At 46.8% G+C, this 23,865-nt stretch carries 14 protein-coding genes; 13 read left to right on the forward strand and 1 reads right to left on the reverse strand.

Annotated features, from left to right (window positions below; translation table 11 throughout):
* Window positions 1-158: 158 nt before the first annotated feature.
* Together DVH26_RS04585 and DVH26_RS04590 are read left to right on the forward strand one after the other, a co-directional pair.
* On the forward strand, window positions 159-902 hold the full coding sequence (locus tag DVH26_RS04585) for a ThuA domain-containing protein (protein ID WP_239631603.1): 744 nt from the start codon (window positions 159-161) through the stop codon (window positions 900-902).
* Between the two features lie 279 nt (window positions 903-1,181).
* On the forward strand, window positions 1,182-1,517 hold the full coding sequence (locus DVH26_RS04590; RefSeq protein ID WP_239631605.1) for a Uma2 family endonuclease: 336 nt from the start codon (window positions 1,182-1,184) through the stop codon (window positions 1,515-1,517).
* 169 nt (window positions 1,518-1,686) lie between these two features.
* On the opposite strand, the gene DVH26_RS04595 is transcribed toward DVH26_RS04590, so the two are convergent.
* Window positions 1,687-2,199 (reverse strand): hypothetical protein, encoded by a 513-nt coding sequence (locus DVH26_RS04595; RefSeq protein WP_239631607.1) that lies wholly within the window; start codon window positions 2,197-2,199, stop codon window positions 1,687-1,689.
* Between the two features lie 290 nt (window positions 2,200-2,489).
* On the opposite strand from DVH26_RS04595, the gene DVH26_RS04600 reads away from it, so the two are divergent.
* The 11 genes from DVH26_RS04600 to DVH26_RS04650 all read left to right on the forward strand — a co-directional run bounded on the left by DVH26_RS04600 (window position 2,490) and on the right by DVH26_RS04650 (window position 23,833).
* Window positions 2,490-2,780, forward strand: coding sequence for a YerC/YecD family TrpR-related protein (locus DVH26_RS04600; protein WP_028549983.1), 291 nt, complete (start codon window positions 2,490-2,492; stop codon window positions 2,778-2,780).
* 332 nt (window positions 2,781-3,112) lie between these two features.
* Complete coding sequence (locus DVH26_RS04605) at window positions 3,113-3,934, forward strand: sirohydrochlorin chelatase (RefSeq protein ID WP_239631609.1); 822 nt, start codon at window positions 3,113-3,115, stop codon at window positions 3,932-3,934.
* Window positions 3,913-4,905, forward strand: a complete 993-nt coding sequence (locus DVH26_RS04610) for a diacylglycerol kinase (protein ID WP_239631611.1) — start codon at window positions 3,913-3,915, stop codon at window positions 4,903-4,905. The genes DVH26_RS04605 and DVH26_RS04610 overlap by 22 nt, the downstream gene beginning before the upstream one ends.
* A complete protein-coding gene (gene rlmD / locus DVH26_RS04615; protein WP_239631613.1) occupies window positions 4,877-6,394 on the forward strand; it encodes a 23S rRNA (uracil(1939)-C(5))-methyltransferase RlmD in 1,518 nt (505 codons plus the stop codon). Before DVH26_RS04610 ends, rlmD begins: the two co-directional genes overlap by 29 nt.
* Before the next feature lie 819 nt (window positions 6,395-7,213).
* Window positions 7,214-9,565, forward strand: coding sequence for a hypothetical protein (locus DVH26_RS04620; RefSeq protein WP_239631616.1), 2,352 nt, complete (start codon window positions 7,214-7,216; stop codon window positions 9,563-9,565).
* Between the two features lie 686 nt (window positions 9,566-10,251).
* Entirely contained in the window at window positions 10,252-11,934 is a 1,683-nt protein-coding gene (locus tag DVH26_RS04625; RefSeq protein WP_239631618.1) for a hypothetical protein, read from the forward strand.
* Between the two features lie 16 nt (window positions 11,935-11,950).
* The gene (locus tag DVH26_RS04630) at window positions 11,951-13,552 is read left to right on the forward strand and encodes a hypothetical protein (RefSeq protein ID WP_239631621.1); all 1,602 of its coding nucleotides are present in this window, start codon (window positions 11,951-11,953) and stop codon (window positions 13,550-13,552) included.
* Window positions 13,545-18,698 (forward strand): FtsK/SpoIIIE domain-containing protein, encoded by a 5,154-nt coding sequence (locus tag DVH26_RS04635; RefSeq protein ID WP_239631623.1) that lies wholly within the window; start codon window positions 13,545-13,547, stop codon window positions 18,696-18,698. Before DVH26_RS04630 ends, DVH26_RS04635 begins: the two co-directional genes overlap by 8 nt.
* A 28-nt stretch (window positions 18,699-18,726) precedes the next feature.
* Entirely contained in the window at window positions 18,727-19,605 is an 879-nt protein-coding gene (locus DVH26_RS04640) for a DUF4007 family protein (protein WP_239631626.1), read from the forward strand.
* On the forward strand, window positions 19,602-23,003 hold the full coding sequence (locus tag DVH26_RS04645) for a hypothetical protein (RefSeq protein ID WP_239631629.1): 3,402 nt from the start codon (window positions 19,602-19,604) through the stop codon (window positions 23,001-23,003). The genes DVH26_RS04640 and DVH26_RS04645 overlap by 4 nt, the downstream gene beginning before the upstream one ends.
* A 32-nt stretch (window positions 23,004-23,035) precedes the next feature.
* On the forward strand, window positions 23,036-23,833 hold the full coding sequence (locus DVH26_RS04650) for a phosphoadenosine phosphosulfate reductase domain-containing protein (RefSeq protein WP_239631641.1): 798 nt from the start codon (window positions 23,036-23,038) through the stop codon (window positions 23,831-23,833).
* The last annotated feature ends 32 nt before the right edge of the window (window positions 23,834-23,865 follow it).

Below are 23,865 nucleotides of genomic sequence, written 5' to 3' on the forward strand. Positions count from 1 at the left end.
AACTATAGCGATTGCTCTTGGTAAGACCAGTATAGCATGTTTGGACAGGTCATGACATTTTTGCATACAGATCCGGCAGTTTTGAGAATATATTTTGCAAGCGGTGTCTTATATAATCAAGGAAACGAACGCCATACCAATATGGAGGGATTAAACTCATGAGTCAAAAACTGCGAGTTACTGTCTGGAACGAATTCCGTCATGAAAAAGAAAGCGAAAAGGTTCGTTCCGTTTATCCGAACGGCATCCATCAAGCGATCGGCGAAGGATTGGGCGCTGACGTAGAAGTATCCTACGCTACCCTCGATGAGCCTGAGCACGGCTTGACCGAAGAAAAATTGAACAACACCGACGTATTGATCTGGTGGGGACATAAAGCGCATGGCGTGGTAGAGGATGCTATCGTGGATCGCGTTCAACAGCGCGTACTCCGCGGCATGGGCTTGATCGTGCTGCATTCCGGCCACTTCTCCAAAATTTTCAAAAAGCTGATGGGCACCTCCTGCGATCTCAAATGGCGCGAAGCCGACGAGAAAGAGCGCATCTGGGTTGTCGCTCCCAACCACCCGATCGTGGAAGGCATTGGCCAGTACATCGAGCTGGAAGCCGAAGAAATGTACGGCGAGCACTTCGACATTCCGCAGCCGGATGAGCTGATTATGGTAAGCTGGTTCGAAGGCGGAGAAGTATTCCGCAGCGGCTGCACGTTCCATCGCGGTCAAGGCAAAATCTTCTACTTCCGTCCGGGCCACGAAACGTACCCGACTTATTACAACGAGCAAGTGCGCCGCGTCATCCGCAACGCCGCTCAATGGGCGGCTCCGTCGACCCGCGAGTATCCGGTATACGGCAATCACAAACCGCTGGAGCCGATCAAGGCGAAGCAAGCTCAGCAAGGGTAAGGCATCTTTAGAGCCAATACCCGTTCATGGATAAAAAAAAGTCCGGCCGGAGCGGTCAATCCGTTTCTGCCGGGCTTTTTTGCGTTACAGTGGAAGAACGAGGTGATGAACATGTTCGAGCTGGATACGGATGAACGTTACGAATTATGGAGCGGGGAAAAGATCGTGCTGCCCTTGTGCGGCACAGATCATGAATCTATCTTGAGTAACTTAACGGGGTTAATGGTTTAGCATGTTCGCAAGAATAAGCTTGGGAAAGTGTTTGGGTCCAATACCGCTGTGTTCCTTCATGGCGATGTAACCCGTAAAGAGTTCCGGTTGCCGGATGTATCCTTTGTCGCAACGGAACGTTTGGATAGGGTTCAACACAAGGGGATATTCGGAGCACCTGATTTGTTGGTTGAGATCGTATCGTCAGGTAAAAAGTATGCGGATAGGGATCTAATCGAGAAATTTGCTATTTATGAGCCGTTTGGTGTGACCGAATACTGGATCGTAAAACCTTATGTAGAAGAAGTAGAGTTATATCATCTCCAGGACTCCAAGTATGTTCGTATCGAACAATCGATCGTCCTTTCGGGAATAGAGCTCGCACATGAGGAGATTTTCGAATAAAGCCGTTTAATGTACGGCATAAATGGTTAAACAGATAAAAGAGCCGCCCGAAACCGTTCGGTGCAGCTCTTTTTTTGTCTTACTAAGCTATTTCCCATTAAAATGGTTACGACCCATCCCGTTCGAAACGTTCGGTCAAGGCGGTCCGCAAGCTTTGCGAGGAGCCGAATTATTCGGCTGCGCGCTTCTTCACTCTGGTTTTGCCGGCAGGGGCCGCTGCTTTGCGCTTACGCTTTCTGCGGCGTTTGGGAGCCGCATCCGAATCGTCCTTGGATTTGCTTTTGCCGAACGATCCCAACAGCACCTTGACGAGCGGAGCTACTTGTTGTACAGTTTGCACCATGCGCTGTACTTTGGTTACTGTGTCAACAATGCCTTCGATACCGCCGAGACGGTCGATGACCTGCTTGATTTGAGCAATGTTGAAGCCGGAGCCTGCAGCTCCCGCATCAGCAGCACCGCCGCCGCCGCCAAATCCGCTAAACAGCGAGGCCAAGCCGCCACCACCACCGCCGCCGGAAGGAACTGCGGGTGATTGAGGTTGCGCGAAGCCGCCCATATTCATATCCATTCCTTGATATGGGACGGGGAATTGTCCTGGTGCACCGGAAAACGGATTCGCTTGCTGGAAGCTGCGTGTCGGTACCCCTTGGTTGCCTATCGTTGGTCTTTGATAACTCACGGGTTTCACGATCCTTTGTTATGGATTTGAAGCTGCAACAGCCGAGTTTGGCCGGTATACAATGCGGGCCGGAAAAAATGGTCATAGACATTTTACCTAATTTAGTCTATGTGATAGGCGAATGTAGTGATTGGACTCCTGTCACGGTTTTGGCATCATTTCAAGGTTTTAGTCCGTCACCGCATAAAAATAGTACAGAATTGCTAATCTTAACGGGAGGATTTCCCCTGTTAATGTCGAATAGTTTGAACTAAGGAAATGCAGCAGACCATCAAGGGGTTGAATGAACGATGCAATTGAAAAAGTTAAACGACAAAGCGATCGACCAGCTGTTCGAGGCGGTTTTGACGCTTAAAGATATTGAAGAGTGCTATGTATTTTTTGACGATTTGTGCACGGTAAACGAGATTCAATCGTTGTCCCAGCGTCTGGAGGTAGCCCGGATGCTGCGCAAAGGCAACACCTATAACCAGATCGAGGCGGAGACCGGAGCCAGCACGGCTACGATTTCCCGCGTGAAGCGGTGCCTGAATTATGGGAACGACGGTTATAAAATGACGCTGGAGCGTCTCGGACGCTAGCGCCCGGAGTGAGCATAAGCAGCGAGATCATCCTTCTCGATCGAATGACGGGAGGGATTTTCTTCGTGTGTTCATTTTGCTGTTGTTTGCCGGGGACCGCATCTGCGTGGGGTGGGGAGTCATGATCGGCCGAAACGGCAGTCGATCTGTGCCGCAACAGATAGTCATTTTATGCTATAATAGGACATAGTTGTGTCCGTACGGAACGGGAGGCACCGGAGCGCCTTCTTTTTTGTTGCATGGCGGATGATGCATGAACGCTGTTCTCAAGCAAACAGGGCAGTACCGTGCTTTCCATTGCAAGGATTTCTGATCGGAGGAGGGGATACTGAGTGGAAAAATACGGCATATTAGTCATAAGCCACGGTTCGCGCAGCGAGGAGTGGGTTCGGCTGGTCGACGAGGCCGTCGGTGCGATGCGGGTGCCCGAAGGGGTCCCGGTGTTTTCCTCCTTTCTCGAAATAGTGGAGGGCCGGCTTATCCAGGACGGGATAACGACGCTGGAATCGCTTGGAGTCACGGATATCGTGGTCATCCCGCTATTCGTATCTTCGGGCAGTACGCACATCGATGAGATCAGCTACGCGCTTGGGGTGAAGCCTGAGCCGCTGCTGCCGACGGACATGGAGCCTTTTGCCATTCGTGCACGAATTCATTGCACTTCTCCGATCGATGATGATCCGGATATTGCCGCCATTTTATATGAAAAAATGAAGCCGCTGTCAACCGACCCGTCGCGGGAAATCGTAATGCTTGTCGGGCACGGCAGTGTAGAGCATGGGTTTCATGAGCAGTGGCAGGACGGACTGAGCAAGCTTGCAACACGTATTCAACAGGTCGGAGGCTTCGATGCCGTCGATACGGCGATGCTGCTTCCGGATCAAATCCGCAGTAAAATGGGGCTGTGGAAACAGTGTAAGCCGCAGCATACGGTGCTGGTGGCTCCGGTATTTTTAAGCGAAGGCTACTTTACGAATGAAGTGATTCCTTCCCGATTGGAAGGGTATACGTATACATACAATGGAAAGGCGCTGCTGCCGCATCCTTTGATCGCAAGGTGGATGGAACGGCAGGCGGCTGACCACTTGAGCGGGAACAACGCAGTAAATCGAGGCGAACGGGTGATTAATGAATGTCCAAACGTGCACGACTGATCTATAATCCGACTTCCGGCCGGGAAGAAATGAAGCGACGGCTGCCGGAAATTTTGCAGCGTCTGGAACGCGGCGGCTTAGAGACGTCCACGCACGCCACTATAGGCGAGGGGGATGCTACGCTGGCTGCGGCCGAAGCGGTCGAGCGCGGCTTCGACGTTGTTATCGCGGCGGGCGGGGACGGTACGCTGTATGAAGTCATCAACGGTTTGGCTGAGAAAAGCTACCGCCCGCCGCTCGGCATCCTGCCTCTCGGCACGACGAACGATTTTGCCAGAGCGCTTAACATTCCGCGCAGCTGGGATGCGGCGGTCGATGTGATTCTACAGCAGCATACGCGCGAGATCGACGTGGGCAAGATGAACCAGCGGTATTTCATCAATATTGCCGGCGGCGGCTCTTTGACCGAGCTGACCTACGAAGTGCCGAGCAAGCTGAAGACTATGATCGGCCAGATGGCCTACTATATGAAAGGGCTCGAGAAGCTGCCGCGGCTGCGGCCTATCGAGCTGTACATCCGCACGGACGAAGGAGATCTGCACGAGGAGGTCATGCTGTTCCTCATCTCGAACAGCAATTCCGTCGGCGGCTTCGAGCGCCTCGCGCCAGACGCGTCGCTGAACGACGGCCTGTTCGACGTACTGATCCTCAAGAAATGCAACCTCGCCGAATTCATCCGCGTCGTGTCGTTGGCGCTGCGCGGGGAGCATCTGGGCGATCCGAATATTATTTATTTGCAGACGCGCAACATTCAAGTCACGTCTCCGGACTATGTGCAGATCAACCTCGACGGCGAATTCGGCGGTACGCTGCCCTGCGTATTCACCAATTTGCCTTCGCACCTGCATATTTTCGTAGACGAGAGCGGACAATCGGTATACAAGACCAATCCTTTGCAGCAGATCAAGCTGCCTTGGAAAATCAAACCTGGAGTGGACGGACATGAGCAAGAAGATCAGCAATCAGAGTAAGAATGGGAGTGGGGGAGTTTCTAGAAAAGGCAATAACCGGCCAAGCGCGGATTTGAGCGGCCTGCCGGTGGCGAAAAACGAAGAATACGAGGCCGAGATCGTCGGTATCGGCCACGAGGGCGAAGGGGTAGGCCGTGTGAACGGCTTTACCCTTTTTATTCAAGGTGCGCTGCCCGGCGAGCGGGTGCTCGTCAAGGTGCTGAAGCTGAAGAAGCAGTACGGCTACGCCAAGCTGCTCAAAATCCTTCGGCCGAGCCCCGACCGCATCGCGGCTCCCTGTCCCATCTACAGCCAATGTGGCGGCTGCCAGCTGCAGCATCTGAGCTACGAGGCGCAGCTTCGCTTCAAGCGCCAGCTCGTGGTGGACAACCTGGAGCGGATCGGGAAGTTGAAGGTGGCGGAAAGTGAAGCGGATGCTTCCGAGAAGGGAATCCTCGTACATCCGACACTCGGGATGGATGATCCTTGGCGCTATCGGAACAAGGCGCAGGTGCCTATCGGCTTTGAAGCTGCTAACGCCGACAGAGAGGGCGGTTTGATCGGAGGCTTCTACGCTCAAGGCAGCCATCGCATAATCGATATGGATGAGTGCCTCATCCAGCAGGAAAACAACGACCTCGTCGTCGCCGAGGTCAAGCGCATTGCCCGCGAGCTGGGCATCCGCGCCTACAACGAAGAAACCCACAAAGGCCTGCTGCGCCATGTCGTAGCGCGGTATGGATTTAATACAGGAGACATCATGGTCGTCCTGATCACGAACGGCGAGAGCATGCCACACAAGGACGAGCTGGTCGGGCTGCTTCGCCAGGCGATTCCTGGCCTCAAGAGCATCTGCCAGAACGTCAATAAAGAACGGACGAACGTCATCTTCGGCGACAAGACGAATGTGCTGTGGGGCGACGATGTGATCTACGATACCATCGGCGACATCCGATTCGCGATCTCCGCGCGATCGTTCTATCAAGTGAACCCCGTACAGACCGAGGTACTGTACAGCAAAGCCCTCGACTTCGCCGGCTTGAGCGGCGAAGAGACCGTGATCGATGCCTACTGCGGCATCGGCACGATCTCTCTCTTCTTGGCGCAGCGTGCTCGCCAAGTGTATGGCGTCGAGATCGTCGGCGAAGCGATCGACGATGCTCGACGCAATGCGCTGCTGAACGGCATCCGCAACGTTCAGTTCGAGGTCGGCGCGGCGGAGGTGGTCATCCCCGAGTGGCGTCGTCAGGGCATCGCCCCTGACGTCATCGTGGTTGACCCGCCCCGCAAGGGCTGCGACGCTGCGCTGCTCGCCACCATCCTCGAGATGCGCCCCGCTCGCGTGGTTTATGTGTCGTGTAATCCGTCGACACTGGCCCGCGATCTTCGGGTGCTCGAGGATGGCGGCTACTCCACCGTCGAAGTTCAGCCGGTGGATATGTTTCCGCTTACCGTTCACGTGGAGTCAGTGGCATCCTTGATCTACAAGGGCATTGTAAGGATTAATTAAAGTTTGCATCCATCCCACAAAGTCTGTCGATGAGCAAAATAAATTTACCGCAGAGCCGACCGAAATCAGGCACTTGTCCTGATATTCGCTCGGCTTATTTCTTTTGTCCAAGCAATTTCTTAGGCTCATAATTCAATCAACTGCCAACGAAAATAGATCCCCGGTACATCCTCAATTGTCTCGTTCCGTAGAAGGCATATCCAAGTCTATCCTAATCGGAAAAACTTCCCAAGCCTGCTGTTTTTCCTCTGAATCCTCTCGTCAGGCGTTTAATTATCTCCAATTACTCTTTCAAGTTGTTTAAATGCCTCTATTTCTAAATATTTTAATTTAGTGAATTTACCTTCCCAAACATGGTTTTTCCCCCCTCTTCTTCTGCCCTCCACATCAAACTTATTTTACTTTTTTACCTTTTCCTAATTTACGAATTGTTTTAGCCTATCATTTTACTTGGTTCTTACTGCCTTCTCTCTAATCTCAATTCCCTGGCTCTATCAAGATATTATTATGAAACTGAATATAGTTGTGCTATGAAAGATTGATGGGGAAATGTGTAAAAAGAGCGATTGGAAACTAATTATTCATTAAATGGTGGAAGGCGGAGTTATAGGGGGTAACGGATCTTAATAGGATTAGGTAAATGTTCAGGTTTGTCATTACCCTGAGATAGTTATTTATTAGGTATTCGGTCACGATTTCTGTGTAATTTTTGGATGGTGTTTGATATAGTTGGTACTATAGATCTATTTGTCGAACTACAATGCGCATCAATGTATGGCTTGAAGTGCAAAAAGTGTGTATAAGTCGGAGGAAAACAATATGGATGTTACTAAAGTTATTTGGGAGAATATTATAATTTTTTCTGTTGTATTACTTGCTTTTGTTTTAGTCCATATATTTATAAAGCCCGTATATTGGAGTCTTAAGAATAGGCTTCATTATAGCAATGCTGGGAAGTCTCTATTCAGGACAAATATTCCACATGTTATCACTAATTTAATTCTACCTATACTGCTGATTGCTCTATTAACAGCACTTCAGCAACAATATGGATTTATTCAGCTTGGTAATAAAGATAATTATATAGCATTGGTTATTAGTATCGTAACTTTGTATGGTATATTATACACTTTTTTGCAGTTTACAATTGGTTACGCTCTCCAAAATAAAAATGATAAGTACTGGGGTAGAAGCATAACAAAGGATTTTTTTCTTAAGCGCTTAGGGTTTGAAATTTTCAAATCTAGTATGTTTAAACTACTCTTACTATATGCTGTTACTTACCCAATCCTAAGTAAAGTGATTCTCATAGGAATCAATGATCTTAAAATTTCTAAAGATTTCCCTCTCGCTTTTTGGGAGGTTAGCGTTGTAACTATTTACATCTTATATGCATATCTATTTTTACATAGTCTGAATAGCATGAAGACTTTATATGATCTTCAGGAAAGACGAAGTTTAGGGCTAGAGTATAAAATAAAAGAGGCAGTGGCTGATGAATATAAGCGGAGTTTTGAGTACTCGTATGAGGGGAATAGCGATTTTTTTATAGATAAACTTTTTGTTGAGTTAGAGTCATTAAATCAGAAAGAACAAGCGGACATGTTAATGTATGTTATAAGAGAAGTTTTCAGTCAAGTGGAGTTTCCACTAAGTCGACGCAGTGTACTACACAAACTTTTCAATCAAGGAGAGCGTGAATTTAATTATAGACCTTTTTATGTAAATAATTTGTTTATTAGCCTTTACGAAAAGATCGAAAAGCATAATATTCAGTTGAATTTGCACGAACTATTGGTGATCTATAGATGGCATGATAATGCTGTTAATATCAGCATTGGAAGTCTGAATGATGAACTAAAAGAATCATTCATTGATAAACTCACTAAGGTCTACTCTAATAAAAAAAATTGGGATAGTAGTGGTGAATGTACCTATTTTAAATTACCATCTGTTATCGAAAAACGTATTTCATCCTATGTAGACATTGAGAAAATTAATCACCACATTACCCAAAGACTAGGATTCAAAGCTATCCAAGAATCTGGCAATGTCGATTTCTCTGAATTTAAAAATTCTTCTAAAATGCTGATTAAAAGTTACGATATGTATCTGTGTAATCTGTTGGATAATTATAAAAAATATCTAGATGATCTAAAGCACAGACAGCATTCCGTTTTTTTGGGATCGCATCGTTCATATGATAGGACAGACTTCATAGATGGACGGATAAACGATGCTATTTATGAATATATAATTTATATGGAATATACCGAACAAAACAAAGAGTACGCCTTTTATTTAGCAAATCATTTAGACTATAAGTACAAGGTGTCCTTGATTTTCTATCATATGTTATATACTGGAACCCCGTGGGAATGGAAGAAGGACGTTCTATTCTTTAAGCGTATCGTAAATGCTTTTTGGGTGAATGAATCTGTCACCGATGAACATGTACTAGAATTTGTTTGCCATAAAATTGAAGACAGTAACATTGGACACAAAATAGGTAGCGCCCTTATCACATGGATCTGTCAGCAGATTAATATAACGCGACTTAACGAGGAAATTGTTGATAGGTGTTTATTAGAGCGGTATATTTCATATGCAAAGCTTCTTAAAATTATTTATATTTTCACAGATAACCGTCGCTACCCTATGGATTTTTATGAATTTGATTTCGACAAGGTAACAACATCAACGCATTGGGATTGGCAAGTTGCATTTTTGAAAGAAATGCTGAAAACCCCCAAGCTATTAACTGAGGAGTTCTTTGTTCAACATTTGTTATACTATTGCAAAAAAATTTCTTATACAATTGATCATTTTATTTTAGAAAATGATTTTAGAGTGTTCTTTATCAATCGTTTCTTTAAGTTCTCTGAAAGTCAGTTCATTGAATTACATGAAAGTCATTACTTAGGAAAAGGTATCATTGAGTTTTTGATACTATGTTTATGTGAAATAGAGTACGAATACCTAATAGGAGGGAAAGTTTCTAAATCTTTCTCATCGGAGGTAATAACGATTATTAATAGAGAAAATAAGCCAGTTGAGATTTATGTACAAGATCTAGTTCGTCAAGCTAATGAATGCAGGAATGTAGTGTCCATTGTTAAAGAGAATGAAATTATGAAGAGATTACGGCGCATACTTGAACCGCAGTTTTGATTATGGGCTGATTAAAAGAGATGTGAAAGTGTATTTGGCTAAATGAAAATTAAGAAACGCAGAAGATGCCAAGTGTTTGTAGAATTACTGAGGAATTTTCAAATGAGTTACCTTAAAGCACAAAGCTATGTGAAAAACTGAAATAACAAAAATAAAAAGAAAAGACGCTGAGAGGAATACTATCTCAACGTCTTTTCTTTGATTGCTTAGCATCGACTGTGATCATATGTTTGAATAAATTGGAAAATAATATAAAGCGACTTTGCACTAACGCATTTTAATTATGTAGGTGAACGGTCAACCAACATGTTTCATTTTCAGCATATCGATCATTTCATGCAAGGTAACCATATTGATAACTTTTTAGTTTAGATGATACTAATGAATGTAATTTTATAGAAAACGGTATGACAAACTGAACGCAATGCAAAAAACTTTCAAAACAGCTTACAAAAACAAACTTTTTGAGTAAAATTTGTCGATTATATTGAAAAATAAGTTAAATATAGGTACATTAGAACTAGTTTCTATTAGGTCAATTATATCATTCTGCTCTATAAAGCTGGATTTTACAAGTGCCTATTAATCTCAGGTGCTTAACACTTTACACTTATATAATTAGGGGATACCGTTGCAGCTACGCAAAATGAAATTCTAATAGATTCATATTTTACAAGGAGGAACAGATGAACACATTCATTGATTACCTTGATCAGTTCAATGTGCTGTCGCCAAACCATGCAAAAATATATGACGAGTACACTCAGAAATCGGATACTTATTTATTCTCCATCCCAACCCGAGTCGAGCAGTACTTGGCTGATGTGTTCGTAAAACAACCGCGCAGCATCATCATGACTGGTAATGCTGGGGATGGAAAAACGAGGTTGTGTCGTTCACTTTATGAGATGTTAACCAATAAGCAGTTAGAAGGCTGGCCGAAAGAAGGTATCATAGACGTCACCTATGAAGGCGGCACTGTTCGTATTGTCAAAGATTTGTCGGAGCTGACAGAGTCAGTCATCTATACGGAGTTGTTACGTTTACAAAGTAGCGTAGCCAACGCACACGCCGATCGTGTTTACTATCTCATCGCCGCCAACGAAGGGAAACTGACGAAGTTCCTATCGCAGTATCCCGAACTGAAGCCACTTGCGGATGCTGTCGGTGCCCGTTTCATTGACCACCTCAATAATAACGATCGGCTACATTTGGTGAATCTGCAGGACGTTACATCATCCATTTATGCAGACCGAATTTTCGAGGAGTGGAATCAAGAGAAGTACTGGGGCGCGTGCGACGAATGTCCTGCACAAAAGAAATGTATCATTTCTTTTAATCATCGCAAAATGGTTCAACCGGGCGTTCGTGACAAGTTAATTGAGCAATACCGCCTACTGGACTGTCTTGGGATTCATGTGACAATGCGAGAAATTTTAATTCATGCCAGTTATACAATTACAGGCGGGCTCACATGCAGCACTGTACTCCAGGCAGACTACAGCGCTATTGAGCAACAGGCGGAACGGGCTTACTATAACAATTTCTATGGAGTTCAAATGCCGGATGTAAGCACCGGAGAGATGGGAGCGGTTCGGTATTTAACACGGCTTGATCCTGGGCAATTGTCTATCTCCTCTATTGACGATTTTTTGCTGAATGGAGACATAAGTGGCGATCCGGCCATCGTAGAACAGCATAGCAACCTCTTTGAGGAAGACATCGACTTGTTATTTGGTTACTTCCGTAAGAGGATTGAGCAGTACAGAACACTCGATCCTGAGCAAGATCACGCACAATTGTTCGATCAGATGCCACGATTCCGACGTAAGTTTTTCTTTGAATGCGGTGAACAGGGCAACGAGATGAGGCAGAGTCAACTTCCATACAATTACTACTATCGGTTTGCCGAGTGTTTAATGAAACCGCAAGTACATGCCATTATAAGACGGGATTTAATGCACGGGTTAAATCAAGCATTTGCAAAGAAGTTAATTATCCGCCCAAATGCCCCAGTGCTGTATGCTGTTAATGAGAACTTACTCATACACGGAGTGTATTTAGGCCCCGCGGTAAAGCTCGCGGTGGAGTCACAAAGAGACGATATCGATCATATGCCGTCAAGACTAATTCTATCGGTTCAAAATAGCATTAAACTGGAAGTTCGTTTGCCTGTGTTCGAGTACTTGCTACGACTCTCAGGTGGCGGGCTATTTATGACGTTACGCCAAGAGGTAGAAATCTTACTAAGCACGTTTAAGAACGACCTTATTAACAATAGTGAGCTAGACGAGTTTGCATTAAGCGTCCTCGCGCTTGATGCCGATAAAGGTGTCTATGACATGCATAACATTAATATCGAGATATAAGGGGGAAGACTAGCAGATGGCGAAGGTACAAGTAGAACAAGATTTGGATAAAGTCACGTCGCAACTATCCGCGCATATCTGGGGTCATCGGTTCAAGGATGGACAGCGAGGTGCGGAGTACGTGTTAGAATTCCTCAACATACTATTCGGTACTGGCTACTCCTTTAACAACAAGCACTATGTTCGCAAGCGCTCAAGGGGGTTGCGTCGTTTCATATTCGAGGGTGTCAAGGAAGGTGCTGGTACTAAGGGAAGCATCCTCATCTTGAAGGAGGAGGAACGGGCATGTCTGCAGCAAGCGGTGCAGGAAAATGATCTACCTGTTCTTAAACAATTTCTACGTAATTTGGAAGTTGTACTATATGACATGACAGGCAAAGAGGCGGACAGGTCATGGTATGCGCGTTCGTTGTACCCACTTCATGAGTCATTGCTGTACTTCGAACTGAGAAAGAAGACTGCTGATAATGGCGAAGCATTCGAGCGCAACTTCTTTGCTCGCGGTGGCGAGTTGTACTTCCTTATGCTCGCCCATGGGACAGAAGCATACCCTGAGCGTCGTGCTTTTATCGAGGAGCGATTCCGAAGCTTGCTGACGAAGAACAAAATAATTGAGAACGTTGTGGGAAAGATCTTATCAGCATTCAATGAGAGTCACGATAGGGGTGACCAGGGGGAAAGTCGGAATCAACCGGTCGATGCCATTCTGCCTGATGGAGCCTGCGTTGACAACATCAGCCTCTTTGAAGCTTTTGCAGTGGAGCTTGAGCAACTGCTGAAGATCGATCTCGACATTTACGAGATGTTTCGCCTGTTAATGGCTTTGGTCTGCTTTCAACTACACCGTTATATCCTTGAGCGAGCCGGGGTTTCTCATTGCAACATTCATTATTTCTTCGATTGTCTTGAAGGTGAGAACCAACACATCTCCACCCGGTCAGCCTACAACTTCGATGATCATGAATTAGTGGTTAAGACGAAGCTAGAGGAAGCATTTGAAGAGCGATATAACGAGCGGATAGGCAATGATGAGAGAATTATTGATCAGTTGCCCGTGTGGAAGAGTCTGGATGAAGACAATAGCCCACGGTTCATCAAGATTATGAACCTTAGCAGTCTGAGATCACGTAAGAAGTTGATTGTGCAGGTCCTTGAACAATGTTCTAAACCTGAAGATGTCAGGACGAAACTGAAGGACGTTGTGCGTGAGATTGTATCAGAATCTTTAAAGAAAGAGAAACTCGCAATCACTCGAACGCTGTCGCGTGACGGCGGCTTTGCGACGTTCCGACGTGGTAGGGCGATGAATTACCGGTATACGATCACTGATGTATTCCTACAGATGCTTGTCTTCACGAAGGTGCAACCAAAGGAAAAAATGGAGTTTTTCAATTTTCTTGATGTGCTCTACCGAGACTATGGAATCGTAATAGGCGAGAGCCAGGCTAAGAAGTCGGGACTATACGAGCGTTCACGTTTAAACGCGCGGTATTTTCAAGACAACGAGAAGGCATTACGGGATAAGCTTCGGCAAAACGGGCTACTGATCGAATTCTCAGATGCGACAGCGATGATTCAGAACCCGTATGCCCAGGCGATGGAGGCTGTTCATGCATAACAAAGCGAAGCAATTGCTCGGTGAGTGGATGATTGAGCTAGTGGCCGCTTACTTCATCGAACAAAAGAAGAACAATGGCGATAAATTATTTATCAAGGTTGTTGGCGTTGATGACGATGCTTGGGGAGAGGTTCTTCAGACGTTCGCTGACGCGGAAGAACGATTATCCGCGTCCTTCCTCCCGGTGATGCGAACACTCGAGCCAATATCCGGATTTGAAAAGTATCAATGTCAATCACACGAGACGAGCACGTGGCTGCGTAACAACACAAGTCATGGTAGCGCGCTTCTCATCTTGCTGAATGCGACATCGGCAGAGGCACAGAGTCTTGAGAACATCTTCACGATAGACGAAGCGCGCCTGCTCAGCCCAAGTGGACTAGAGGTGTTATATCAGATCCTCTCCGACCGGTACCAGTACTTTGGAGATGACCTGGACCAACTGAAACGGTTCCTTGTCACGTACGGAAAAATCGTGGAACCGCAGCTTCGTACTGTTCTGGCGTTCCTGACTGCAGTAATTGGTTCAGATGAGAAGACGATGACTGATCGAATTCAGCAGCACCTTGATCATCTACAGCTGTTCCGTGATCGGACACTGAAGTTCACCGGGGCTGGGTGGAAGCAGTTGAAGGAGAACTATCAACTGTCGCGGCTAGAAAAGGATGATCGCTCACTCGGCAAGGAGAGAATCGTCGACAACGTATATACCTTCTTGGAGAAGCACGAGTCCCATGAACTGTGGGAGACCGTGTCCAAGGATGATTTCCGTCGTCATGCCTTGGACTATGTCCACGGAAAATCAGAAATGTTACTCCAGTACGATTTCTCAATGGTTAAGGAAGCCTTCATGTTCACGGATAAGAAGCCAACTGTGAATGAGAGAATGAACACATTCAAGGAGTCGCTCGAACTTGACAAGCCGTTGCAACAAGAACGGGATCAATTGATGACTGAAGCTGCTGAATCGATCCAAGCGGGGGAAAAGCCGGAGAAGCTACAGGAGTTCCTTGAAGAGTTTGGTGGGGAACTGCTTGTAGAGGATAAAAAACTGTACAAGGATATCGAAAGGCTTATTAAGAAACTTCGCCAACTGAGCGAATACACGGAACTCACTGAGGCATTGCTACGCGAATCATTCGACTTGCTGAAACAGCAAGGTGATGACAGCGAGATATCTTTAGAAGCCGTTCGCTTTAAGCTGCGGATTATGGAAGCGCCCATCGGTGAAGAGATGAAGGTGGTGCTGCAATTCCATCTCGGGGGGCTTGAGCGATTAACGGGACGGATTAGTTTCGATGAGCGGACACTTGATAATGTCACGGATCGGACTAAGGACACACATGTCGGATTTAGACTTGTCATGTTGCTCGATGATGAGGAGCTGGGCTATCGCGACTTCAAGCTTATCGATCTGCATAATAGTCAGTTGCCGGATTTGCTTGAGAAGCTCGCGGAAGAAGGTTATATTCCGTCCATTCGCTCCTTTGCCGGTACTGATACGGAGCAAGTCGATGTCATCTCTGAGATGCAAGATCGGGTCAGTACTTTAGTGGCTTCAGGACAGCCTGGCGTGTCAGAGGCTGCCACACAGTTTACCTTGTTCGGTGAGTGGTACATCAAACAGCTTGAAAAGGCTAGGGTGCAAGGTATTGGCATTATAGATATGACCGAGCTGGAAAAACGACTTGAGGAGCTACTCGTAAGTGGCCGCGATTCGGCACTCATCGCTAGGCATATCACCCAGTATATTGGAACGATGGGTACCATCGATATGTACAGCTGTAAACTTAGCGATAAAGTACGTAAAATACAATCCCGGGTGCTGACGTTGCTAAATCCATTGCGTTTGCTCGGGTATGCCAACCGGCTGCTACGCATTGAGTCCGAACTCAGCAAGTGGATAGGCAGACTGAACGTGACAGAGGATTCGCTCGGTGATATGGACACCTTATTAAATCAGCTTCAAGATGATTTATCCCGGTTGTCGCCGGCTTACTTTGCAGTCGATGGGATGCCGGATCACTTCCTTATTGAACAGCAGGAGATGATGGGGGAAGGTATCTTTACGATCAACGGAGTGAGCAGTGGAGAGGACCAACTTGTCCAGACGTTCGCAGACGAGCTGCTCAGCACGGTCAAGTCATATTTGGAAGTATATCCGTACGCCAAAGACTGTCTTGATCTCGTTTTCTTGTACTGTCCACAAGCGTCATTTGTAACTCGGGCAATCTCACAGCTGTTTCAGCATCTGAAGAATGTTCGCAAGGTAAAGGCAATCGTCCATAGCAACAAGGCCGGAGCGGCTATTCATGAGCAACTGAATGCCTGGATAAGCCAGGAGGAGCTACTATCCGAACGAATGGGACATTTCCCGCGAGTGGAAATTCAAGTAATTGCCGAGCAGGACGTCAACGCGATGATGAAGCAAGTGACCCAGCAACTGCAAGATGCCGACATTGGGATACTCGTTAACTATTTCGGCCAGTCGTCTCATCTTCAATACAAGCTTGAAAAAGTTCAAGTAACAGACTCTGATAATTGGTTCGAGACGATCTATCGAGAGCCGCTTAAGAAGGACGATGCTGTGAAAAGAATCAGCTGTGTCAGCGAACAGATGCCGTCTGTTATGCAGCGATTCTACCAAGTGCAACAGGTACTGAACAGCAGCGAGTCGGTACCAGCGGATGAGTATAGCTTGCTTCGTACAATTATCTCGGTCAACCAGCTGTCCGATCAAGAATTGCTTAACTATATGCATGACCACTTCAACTGGTCTCTGTTCATTGATCGTTATCTAGACAAGCCGCTATTACGTTATGTCTCATCGAAAGCACAGATTATTAAATACAAGTCAAATGCTGGGCAAAATAAAAATTTTCGGACGCTGCTGTCTTCATCCAAGTACATACGTAAACTCGCGAGCGAGCAGGCTGATCACGAGTACTTCGACCGACTGCATCAGAAGTATGTGAAACTGCTGAAGAATGGAAACATCTCTAAGGAAGTGATTTCACAAGCGACTGAGAAGGTCAAGGAGATCTCAGGGGGTGTTGTCCTTCGTGCAATCGGTCCAGGCAAGTTTGCACACGAGCTAATAGCGATTCATTTGGCGATACAAGCGAGACCAGTAGGTAATGACGAGCTTGTTGTTTGGTCGATGTGTGATGACTTGCCGTGGTTCAATGGTTCGGCACGTCGTCCTGATCTTGTACGCACATCTATCCGTAAGAATGGAGAACGCATTGCACTGCAATTTGAAATCGTCGAGCTAAAGTTCATCTCTCATACGATCTTCGATCAGGAACGCTACGATGCCATCAAGCAAGTGAATGCGGGGCTTGAAGTTTACCGCAATCGCTTCTTGTTCGCGGAGCGCCCAGGAACTGCCGAAATGTGGCGGAAGGAACTATTGTACAACCTACTAGAGGATGGCGCATATACGCTTCAAGACGTTCAGCTTCTAAAAGTGATGCAAAGTGTTCCATTGTCGAGTATTGATGTATCGATAAGTGGCTCCATTGATACATTCGTCTACACGTCCAACCTGCTGGAGCTCTCCGTCATGGAAGGGCATGATAATGGATATCAGCAAGAATTATTAGGCAATGCCGTTGTTAACAACATATACAATCGGTCGTACATCCTTCGCGCACTTGGGGCGATGGCCGAGACCGAGGTTCCGGATTATGACATAGGCCTCCAAGCGGTGAATGCGTATATCACGGACAAGTTGGGCACGGAAACGACGGATGAAGTGTATCGGTTAAATAGTAGTCTTGACGAGAAGACGAATGAATTGATTGTGGTTGATGGTGGCAATTCGCCAATCGACGAGGAAATTGCTAAAGAAGAGATTATGAACGGGATTGGGCAGGTGGCGTCGACAGCGTTGCAACATGACACTCCAGTTGGGACAATCGATTCGATCCAACAGCTTGAGCCAGTCGATTCGTTAGAACCACCTATAAAAGTAACACAAGTAGGGCTGCATTCTGAACAGATCGCATTTGCCGAACTGGCTAGTCTTGAAGAACAACCGGGAGAAGATTTGACGCCAGTCCTGCGAACTTACGAGGGTCGACTGCGCAACCGAATGAATGAGATCAATGTACCATTGAGGATCATTGAAACCATCGTTGGGGTAAGTGTAGTACGAATGGTTGTAGAGCTTATCGGTAATACCTCGTTTAGTCTTATCAAAAATCGTTCCGAAGACTTGCAGATGTGGCTCGGCCTGAATGCGCCGCCACAAATTGCGATCCGTGGGGGAAGGGTAAACATTGACATCAACCGTGATACACCGGAGGTCGTTTACTTTGAACGTTTTATGGATCGGATGAGAGAGCAAGTTCCGCAAGCAAAATTAGATGGTAAGCTAATCGCTCCGCTTGGCGTAGGCCAGCTCGGGGAAGTTATTACGATGGACTTTTCTAGCCCAGATACGCCTCATTTGCTCATCGGTGGGCAGTCTGGTAGCGGTAAAAGTGTTACGATCAATGGCATTATCCTTGCGATGATGTGCCTCTACTCGCCGAAGGATGTGCAGTTCCTGTTTATCGATCCGAAGCGTGTAGAATTCATGGTTTACAAGGACCGAGTCCATACTCAGCGTGTCATCACGGATATTGAGGAGGCGATCGATGCACTCGATCAAGTGGTTTTGGAGATGGAGCGGCGTTACGATCGGTTCGCACAAGAAGGTGCAACAAACTACAACGAGTATCTTGAGTTAGGGGGAGAGCACATCCCACGAATTGTCGTCGTTTTTGATGAATTTGCCGACTTCATGACCCAGGAGAAGCCGTTAAGCACCCGAGTCGAGACGGCTATCAAGCGACTGGGGGCGATGGCACGTGCGGCAGGCATTCATTTGCTTTTGTGCACGCAAAGCCCACGCGCTGACATAGTGCCAACAAACATTCGCAACAACCTAGGCGCGCGTCTTGCTCTCCGAACTGCTGACGCTCACGCCTCTCGCATTGTGCTCGATGATGAAGGGGCGGAGCGATTAGGGGGCAAAGGAGACTTCCTTGCGAAGTTAAACGCACCAGAATTTGTTCGCGGCAAAAGCCCATTCTTAACCGCTAGGGCTAAGAAAGCTCTGCTTGATCACTTCCGCGTCGATCAGAGCATAGAACCATAATTTGGAGCAGAAAGGAGTAACTCGCGCCATGAGATTCGGACATCATCAAAGCTTCTACTTGCGAGTGAACTGGCTGGCCAAAGCGTTTAAGATGGTAGCGGAGGACCCGAGGTTCTTCTACGACGATTTTGGGTTTGAAAAAATCGGTCTTGGGAGGAACATGGTTAAGTCGCTTCGTTACTGGTCAGTGGCAACTGGAATGATGCTGGAGAGTAAGAACGAGGCAAAGAAGCCGATTCACGTACTTACCGACGTTGGACAGCTCGTGCGGGATTACGACCGCTTCGTACGTCTCCCACTAACGGCGGCAGTATTGCACGTTCTACTTGCCACCGACAAGGAACGAGCTTCGGCATGGTATTGGTATTTCAATGTCTGCAATGAAAGATCGGCTTCAGTTGATGAACTGCTCCCTCTCCTCGACGAGTGGGCGAAGCAAGAGCAGGATAAGCCGGTTTCAGAGCAATCACTTCGGCGAGATCTCGAGTGTATTCGTCAGATGTATACAGCCCGTTCGCACTTCGGTGACGATCCGGAGGAAGTGGTTGCCAGCCCACTTACATCACTAAAGCTGTTGCAAGAAACACGACAGTTACTAACGCGGCGGAGTCCAGCCCTTGCTGACCTCGACCTCGATGCCCTGTACTTTTCACTACTCGTCTATGCTCAGCAGCATGAGGTTGACAGCGTGACTTGGGAGGAGTTGCAGCTAAAGCCATTGCTTTGGGGACGCCTCTTCCACATGAGCGCGTCACAGATTCTTGAAGTGCTCGAGGCGTTGCATGTGGAATCGCGATTTAGAGTTCAATTTGTCAGGACTAATCAGTTGAACACGCTCAATTTCGAACCCGAGGAGCCACATCGGTTCCTTGCTCGAGCGTTCGAGAGGAGGTCGGTCGTTTCATGATCCACACAATAGACCAACTTCAACACAAGCCTCGGTTCCGAGCAAGTATTAACTTACAATTCGATCTGACCGATGAGCACCTTCTTACTCAATATGTTCTGTCGCCTCAGCATTCTGATGTGCTCCGCGGTATCGTGCAGAGTGAGATCTCTGGCGGAACGCGAGCGCACTTGCTCATTGGGCCGTATGGAACAGGTAAGTCATTCCTTGCGACGATCGTGAGCCAGCTGTTAACGCGCGCGTTTTCTTCCAGTTGGAGGAGCGAGTTACAATTGCAAGCGGATCATATTGATACAGTTCTCGCCACGCAGCTACGTGAATTTGAAGCTATCGAGCGGACTTACGTTCCTGTCATCATCAATGGCAACACGGGGGAGCTCCGTGCAATCATAAATCGCTCTATATACAGGAAATTAAAACAAGAAAACATCGAAATGACGACTCCAAACGAAGTAATGATGATTTTAAAAACAGTGCAGCGATGGGAGGCGGCTTATCCGGCTGCATTCGAAGGATTACAGAAGCATATCGAGTCTTTGGGTCTCACAATCAAAGATTGGCTCAATAAGATCGATAACGCCGATGAGGAGACGATCCGTCGTTTTATCGCATTTTATCCTTCTGTTACTTCAGGTACGCCATGGATGATAGATCACGAGGAGTTGTTCATTGACAATCTTTCACTAATCACGAGCGAATTGAAGGTGAAGGGCAAGGGACTACTCATTGTGTACGATGAGTTCGGTCGTTTCTTGCAAACACTCGAAGGACCTAACTCAATGCGCAATATGCAGGATCTGCAAGATCTCGCCGAGTTCGTAAACCATACGGAAAACATGCAGCTGCTTGTTATCGGTCATAAGCATATTCGTCAGTATGCTGCGTATAACCGTGAGTCCATCCAAATCGAATTCGAGAAGGTGGAAAAGCGGTTTCGTGCGTATAGCTTGGAAACGGACAAAGCTACATACCTGCGGCTTGCCGGTGAAGCGGCAGCTGAACTTAATGAAATAACATTACCAAACGCTAAAGCCAATGAATCGGTAGAGACACTACAGCAATACCCGCTCTTTACCGGTTATACGACGCATCAGATTGAAATTAGTATCTTACGAGCGCTTTACCCGCTTCATCCGACAGGAGCCGTGCTCCTGCCGGAGTTATCTAATATTTTTGGCCAGAACGAGCGAACGCTGTTTTCTTTCTTTACTGATAATGGATCATACGGAATGAGAAATCATGTACTAAAGAATGACGGTTACTACTATGCTGATCAACTATTTCACTTTTTTGATGTAGCCAGTGCTGAAACTCGTGATCAGCCAACGTTACAACTGTATCATGTAGTTATTCCCTTTATCGACGATCGTGAGCCGTTACAGCGTCGAATTGTAGAATTGATGACCCTTTGGGCTGTTGCACGCTTTACACAGAAGCAGTCACTGACAACCGAATTTCTCGCGTTCGCTCTCGGTGTGCCGGAAAGAGTAGTGACATCGGCACTTGAGCAGTTATCTGGAGCAAAGGTAGCAAGGTTTAATACCATTCGTGCGCAATGGGAGCTATATGATGGAAGTTCGATCGATGTTGTCGCTCTTGTCGAGGAAAGGGCAGCTGTAACGGTACTTTCCGATACACGCCAACTCGAGCTGCTTGACCGCCATCTGCCGATTTCGTACATCCTTCCATATGAGTACAACGACCGGATGGATATGCTGCGATACGCTGAAGTGCGATTTGCCTTCCCTGCTATGCTAGACGAGTCTCAGTCGCTCTTGGACATGTCTTGTGATGACCGCATCTTGCTCAGCCTGTTTCCAGACAAGGAAGTGATGGAGGAAGTTCTGCGGGATGTAAAACACGCAGACTGGACATCGCTTGTCGCGCTCCCGACGTTTACCATGGAGAGCATAAAGGAAGCACTCTCACGTTATCACGTAGTGGAACAGCTACTTCAGGACAGTATATTCCTATCCCAGGACAGTCGATTAAAGAGTGAACTCCAATACTTGCAGCAAGAGACTGGCATGAGTATACGATCCTTTGTCCAACGATATTTTGAATTTGGTGGGTTGAAGTGGTGGTCAAACAAACAACAGTTCACTATTCGCGACGAGCGGGGGCTTGAACAAAGGATTAGCGAGCGTCTTGGTCAAAAGTTCTATCTCACGCCGTCCATCCGAAACGAAGCGTTCAACCGTAATCGCATCTCATCTGTCCAAAAGCGTGCGATGATTGACGTTATTGATCGTTTAATCAGACAACCAAACGAGCCAAACTTGGGCATTACTGGTTATGGGCCGAATTATCTCATTTATGCAAGTGTATTAAAGAATAATAATTACGTACTTACTCCTGAGGGCGCTATTCAGTGCTGTGATTCGTTAAATGGTCTGCGAACAATGCTCGTTGGGCGGCTTCAAGAGCGCCCTATCGGACGACTTTCGGACCTTATTGAGCCGTTTCGATTAGAGCCATACGGTATTCGGGCGGCTGTCGTTCCTGTATTATTTGTTGCTCTTTTACGCGATGTATGGGAACAGCTCATGTTCTATGCTCACGATATGCTTACTACGCATCTGGCAGGGGCGGGTATCGTAGAGCTGATTGAACATGCTGATCAGTACGAATACCGTTATTACAATCTATCCGTTGAGGAGAGGGAACAGCTCCTCGCATTAGGTAAGCAGTTTGATCTACCACAGGAGGCATGCACGGGCTTCGTACAGTTATCAGAGGAGCTGCTTCGTTGGCTGCGGACATTACCTAAGTTCGCCTTAATGACGGAGCACGTTTCGGAACAAACGCTCCGCGTCCGAACGGCAATTCGGTCTTCGGAGGTAGATCCATACACATATTTGAGACAACTCGTTACTATGGGGGAAGCACCCCGTGCAGCAAAGGTGGAGCTTGAAGAATTTCTGGCTATAAACGAAATGGAATTAGGTTATCATGTGAGTGAGTTGACGGGCAAAGCGTCTATGGAGGATCTACTTTTGGAACTAGAGATGCTGCCAGTAGAGCGAGCTGGTTTGAACAGCAGGTTGCTGACTGTGCCAGTGGCGTTATCTGAGGTTCATGATGGAGTTATTCCATCCGCCATTGACCGCCTGGCTGAGCACCTTGTTGGAGTTAGTCGTCGTGATTGGTCAGATGCAACCCAGAAGTTATTTTTGCAGCAGTTTCGCTACGAATGGGAATTGCTTGACGCTGGGGAGAAATCTTCTTCATCAGCAGAGATCGCTGCGGCGTTAACAGAAAATCTTCCTCCAATTGAACTTTCTAAGAAAGCAAACGTTCTTTACGCCAACGTCAAGAATATGCTCAAGTACGCAGGCAAGGACGTTTCGACAGCTGAGCTTCGCTCCCTGCTCGCAAAATTGATGCAAGAAATTTAATGCTAAGATACATCGGAAGGAGTGTGAATTTGATGGAACGCAAGCCCGTCCACGTCGCGATGTATAGCGGAGGGGCTTCCTCTGCTTACGTTGCACATCATATGGTCCAGACCTACGGCAAGGAAAATTGCATTTTGTTCTTCACGAACACGCTGTGGGAACACGAAGATAACTACAGATTCATGCACGAAGTCGCAGACTATTTAGGGCTGGAAATAACTTATCGAACAGACGGCCGTACACCAGAACAAGTGTTTTATGATTATCGTTTTATGGGTAACTCTCGCCTAGCGAAGTGCTCTGAGGAGCTGAAGGTACGCCAGACAATCATCTTTCTAGAGGAACTTCGTGATGAGCATGGACTCGAACCTATTCTATATTTTGGAATTGGCCGTCACGAACAGCACCGAGCAGACAATCTTCGGGAGTTCTACGCGCATGTTCCTATTGAACCTGTCGAGACAAGATTTCCGCTGATCACACTGTTCCGCGAAGAGATCGATGCTAAGTCAATTATCGTTAAAGAATGGGGTATTAAGCTTCCAATTATGTATGAGCTCGGTTTCTCTCACGCCAATTGCGGTGGACGCTGCGTTAGAGGAGGCTACCAGCACTACGCTCATCTCTATCAGACTTGGCCAGACGTCTATAAAGAGCAGGAAGAAATGGAAGACCAGTTCCGTCTTCACTTTGAAAAGGACGTATCTATTTTAAAACGTAACGGGGGACCATTTACGTTAAAACAATTCCGGGAAGAGCTCGAGCGGGATGGGACAGCACGTTATTTAGGTCAGCCAGATGATACTGTTCCATGTGTCTGCACGGTATAATATAAATTTTAAAAGACACGTCTAAACTCCCA

This window comes from Paenibacillus sp. H1-7 (assembly GCF_022354825.1).
In the GTDB taxonomy this organism is placed as follows: Bacteria; Bacillota; Bacilli; order Paenibacillales; family NBRC-103111; genus Paenibacillus_S.

What these genes read in the sequence shown, in the direction of transcription:
- DVH26_RS04585 (WP_239631603.1), top strand. Translation starts at nt 159, where the DNA reads ATGAGTCAAAAACTGCGAGTTACTGTCTGGAACGAATTCCGTCATGAA.
- DVH26_RS04600 (WP_028549983.1), top strand. Translation starts at nt 2,490, where the DNA reads ATGCAATTGAAAAAGTTAAACGACAAAGCGATCGACCAGCTGTTCGAG.
- DVH26_RS04610 (WP_239631611.1), top strand. Translation starts at nt 3,913, where the DNA reads ATGTCCAAACGTGCACGACTGATCTATAATCCGACTTCCGGCCGGGAA.
- rlmD (WP_239631613.1), top strand. Translation starts at nt 4,877, where the DNA reads ATGAGCAAGAAGATCAGCAATCAGAGTAAGAATGGGAGTGGGGGAGTT.
- DVH26_RS04620 (WP_239631616.1), top strand. Translation starts at nt 7,214, where the DNA reads ATGGATGTTACTAAAGTTATTTGGGAGAATATTATAATTTTTTCTGTT.
- DVH26_RS04625 (WP_239631618.1), top strand. Translation starts at nt 10,252, where the DNA reads ATGAACACATTCATTGATTACCTTGATCAGTTCAATGTGCTGTCGCCA.
- DVH26_RS04630 (WP_239631621.1), top strand. Translation starts at nt 11,951, where the DNA reads ATGGCGAAGGTACAAGTAGAACAAGATTTGGATAAAGTCACGTCGCAA.
- DVH26_RS04635 (WP_239631623.1), top strand. Translation starts at nt 13,545, where the DNA reads ATGCATAACAAAGCGAAGCAATTGCTCGGTGAGTGGATGATTGAGCTA.
- DVH26_RS04640 (WP_239631626.1), top strand. Translation starts at nt 18,727, where the DNA reads ATGAGATTCGGACATCATCAAAGCTTCTACTTGCGAGTGAACTGGCTG.
- DVH26_RS04645 (WP_239631629.1), top strand. Translation starts at nt 19,602, where the DNA reads ATGATCCACACAATAGACCAACTTCAACACAAGCCTCGGTTCCGAGCA.
- DVH26_RS04650 (WP_239631641.1), top strand. Translation starts at nt 23,036, where the DNA reads ATGGAACGCAAGCCCGTCCACGTCGCGATGTATAGCGGAGGGGCTTCC.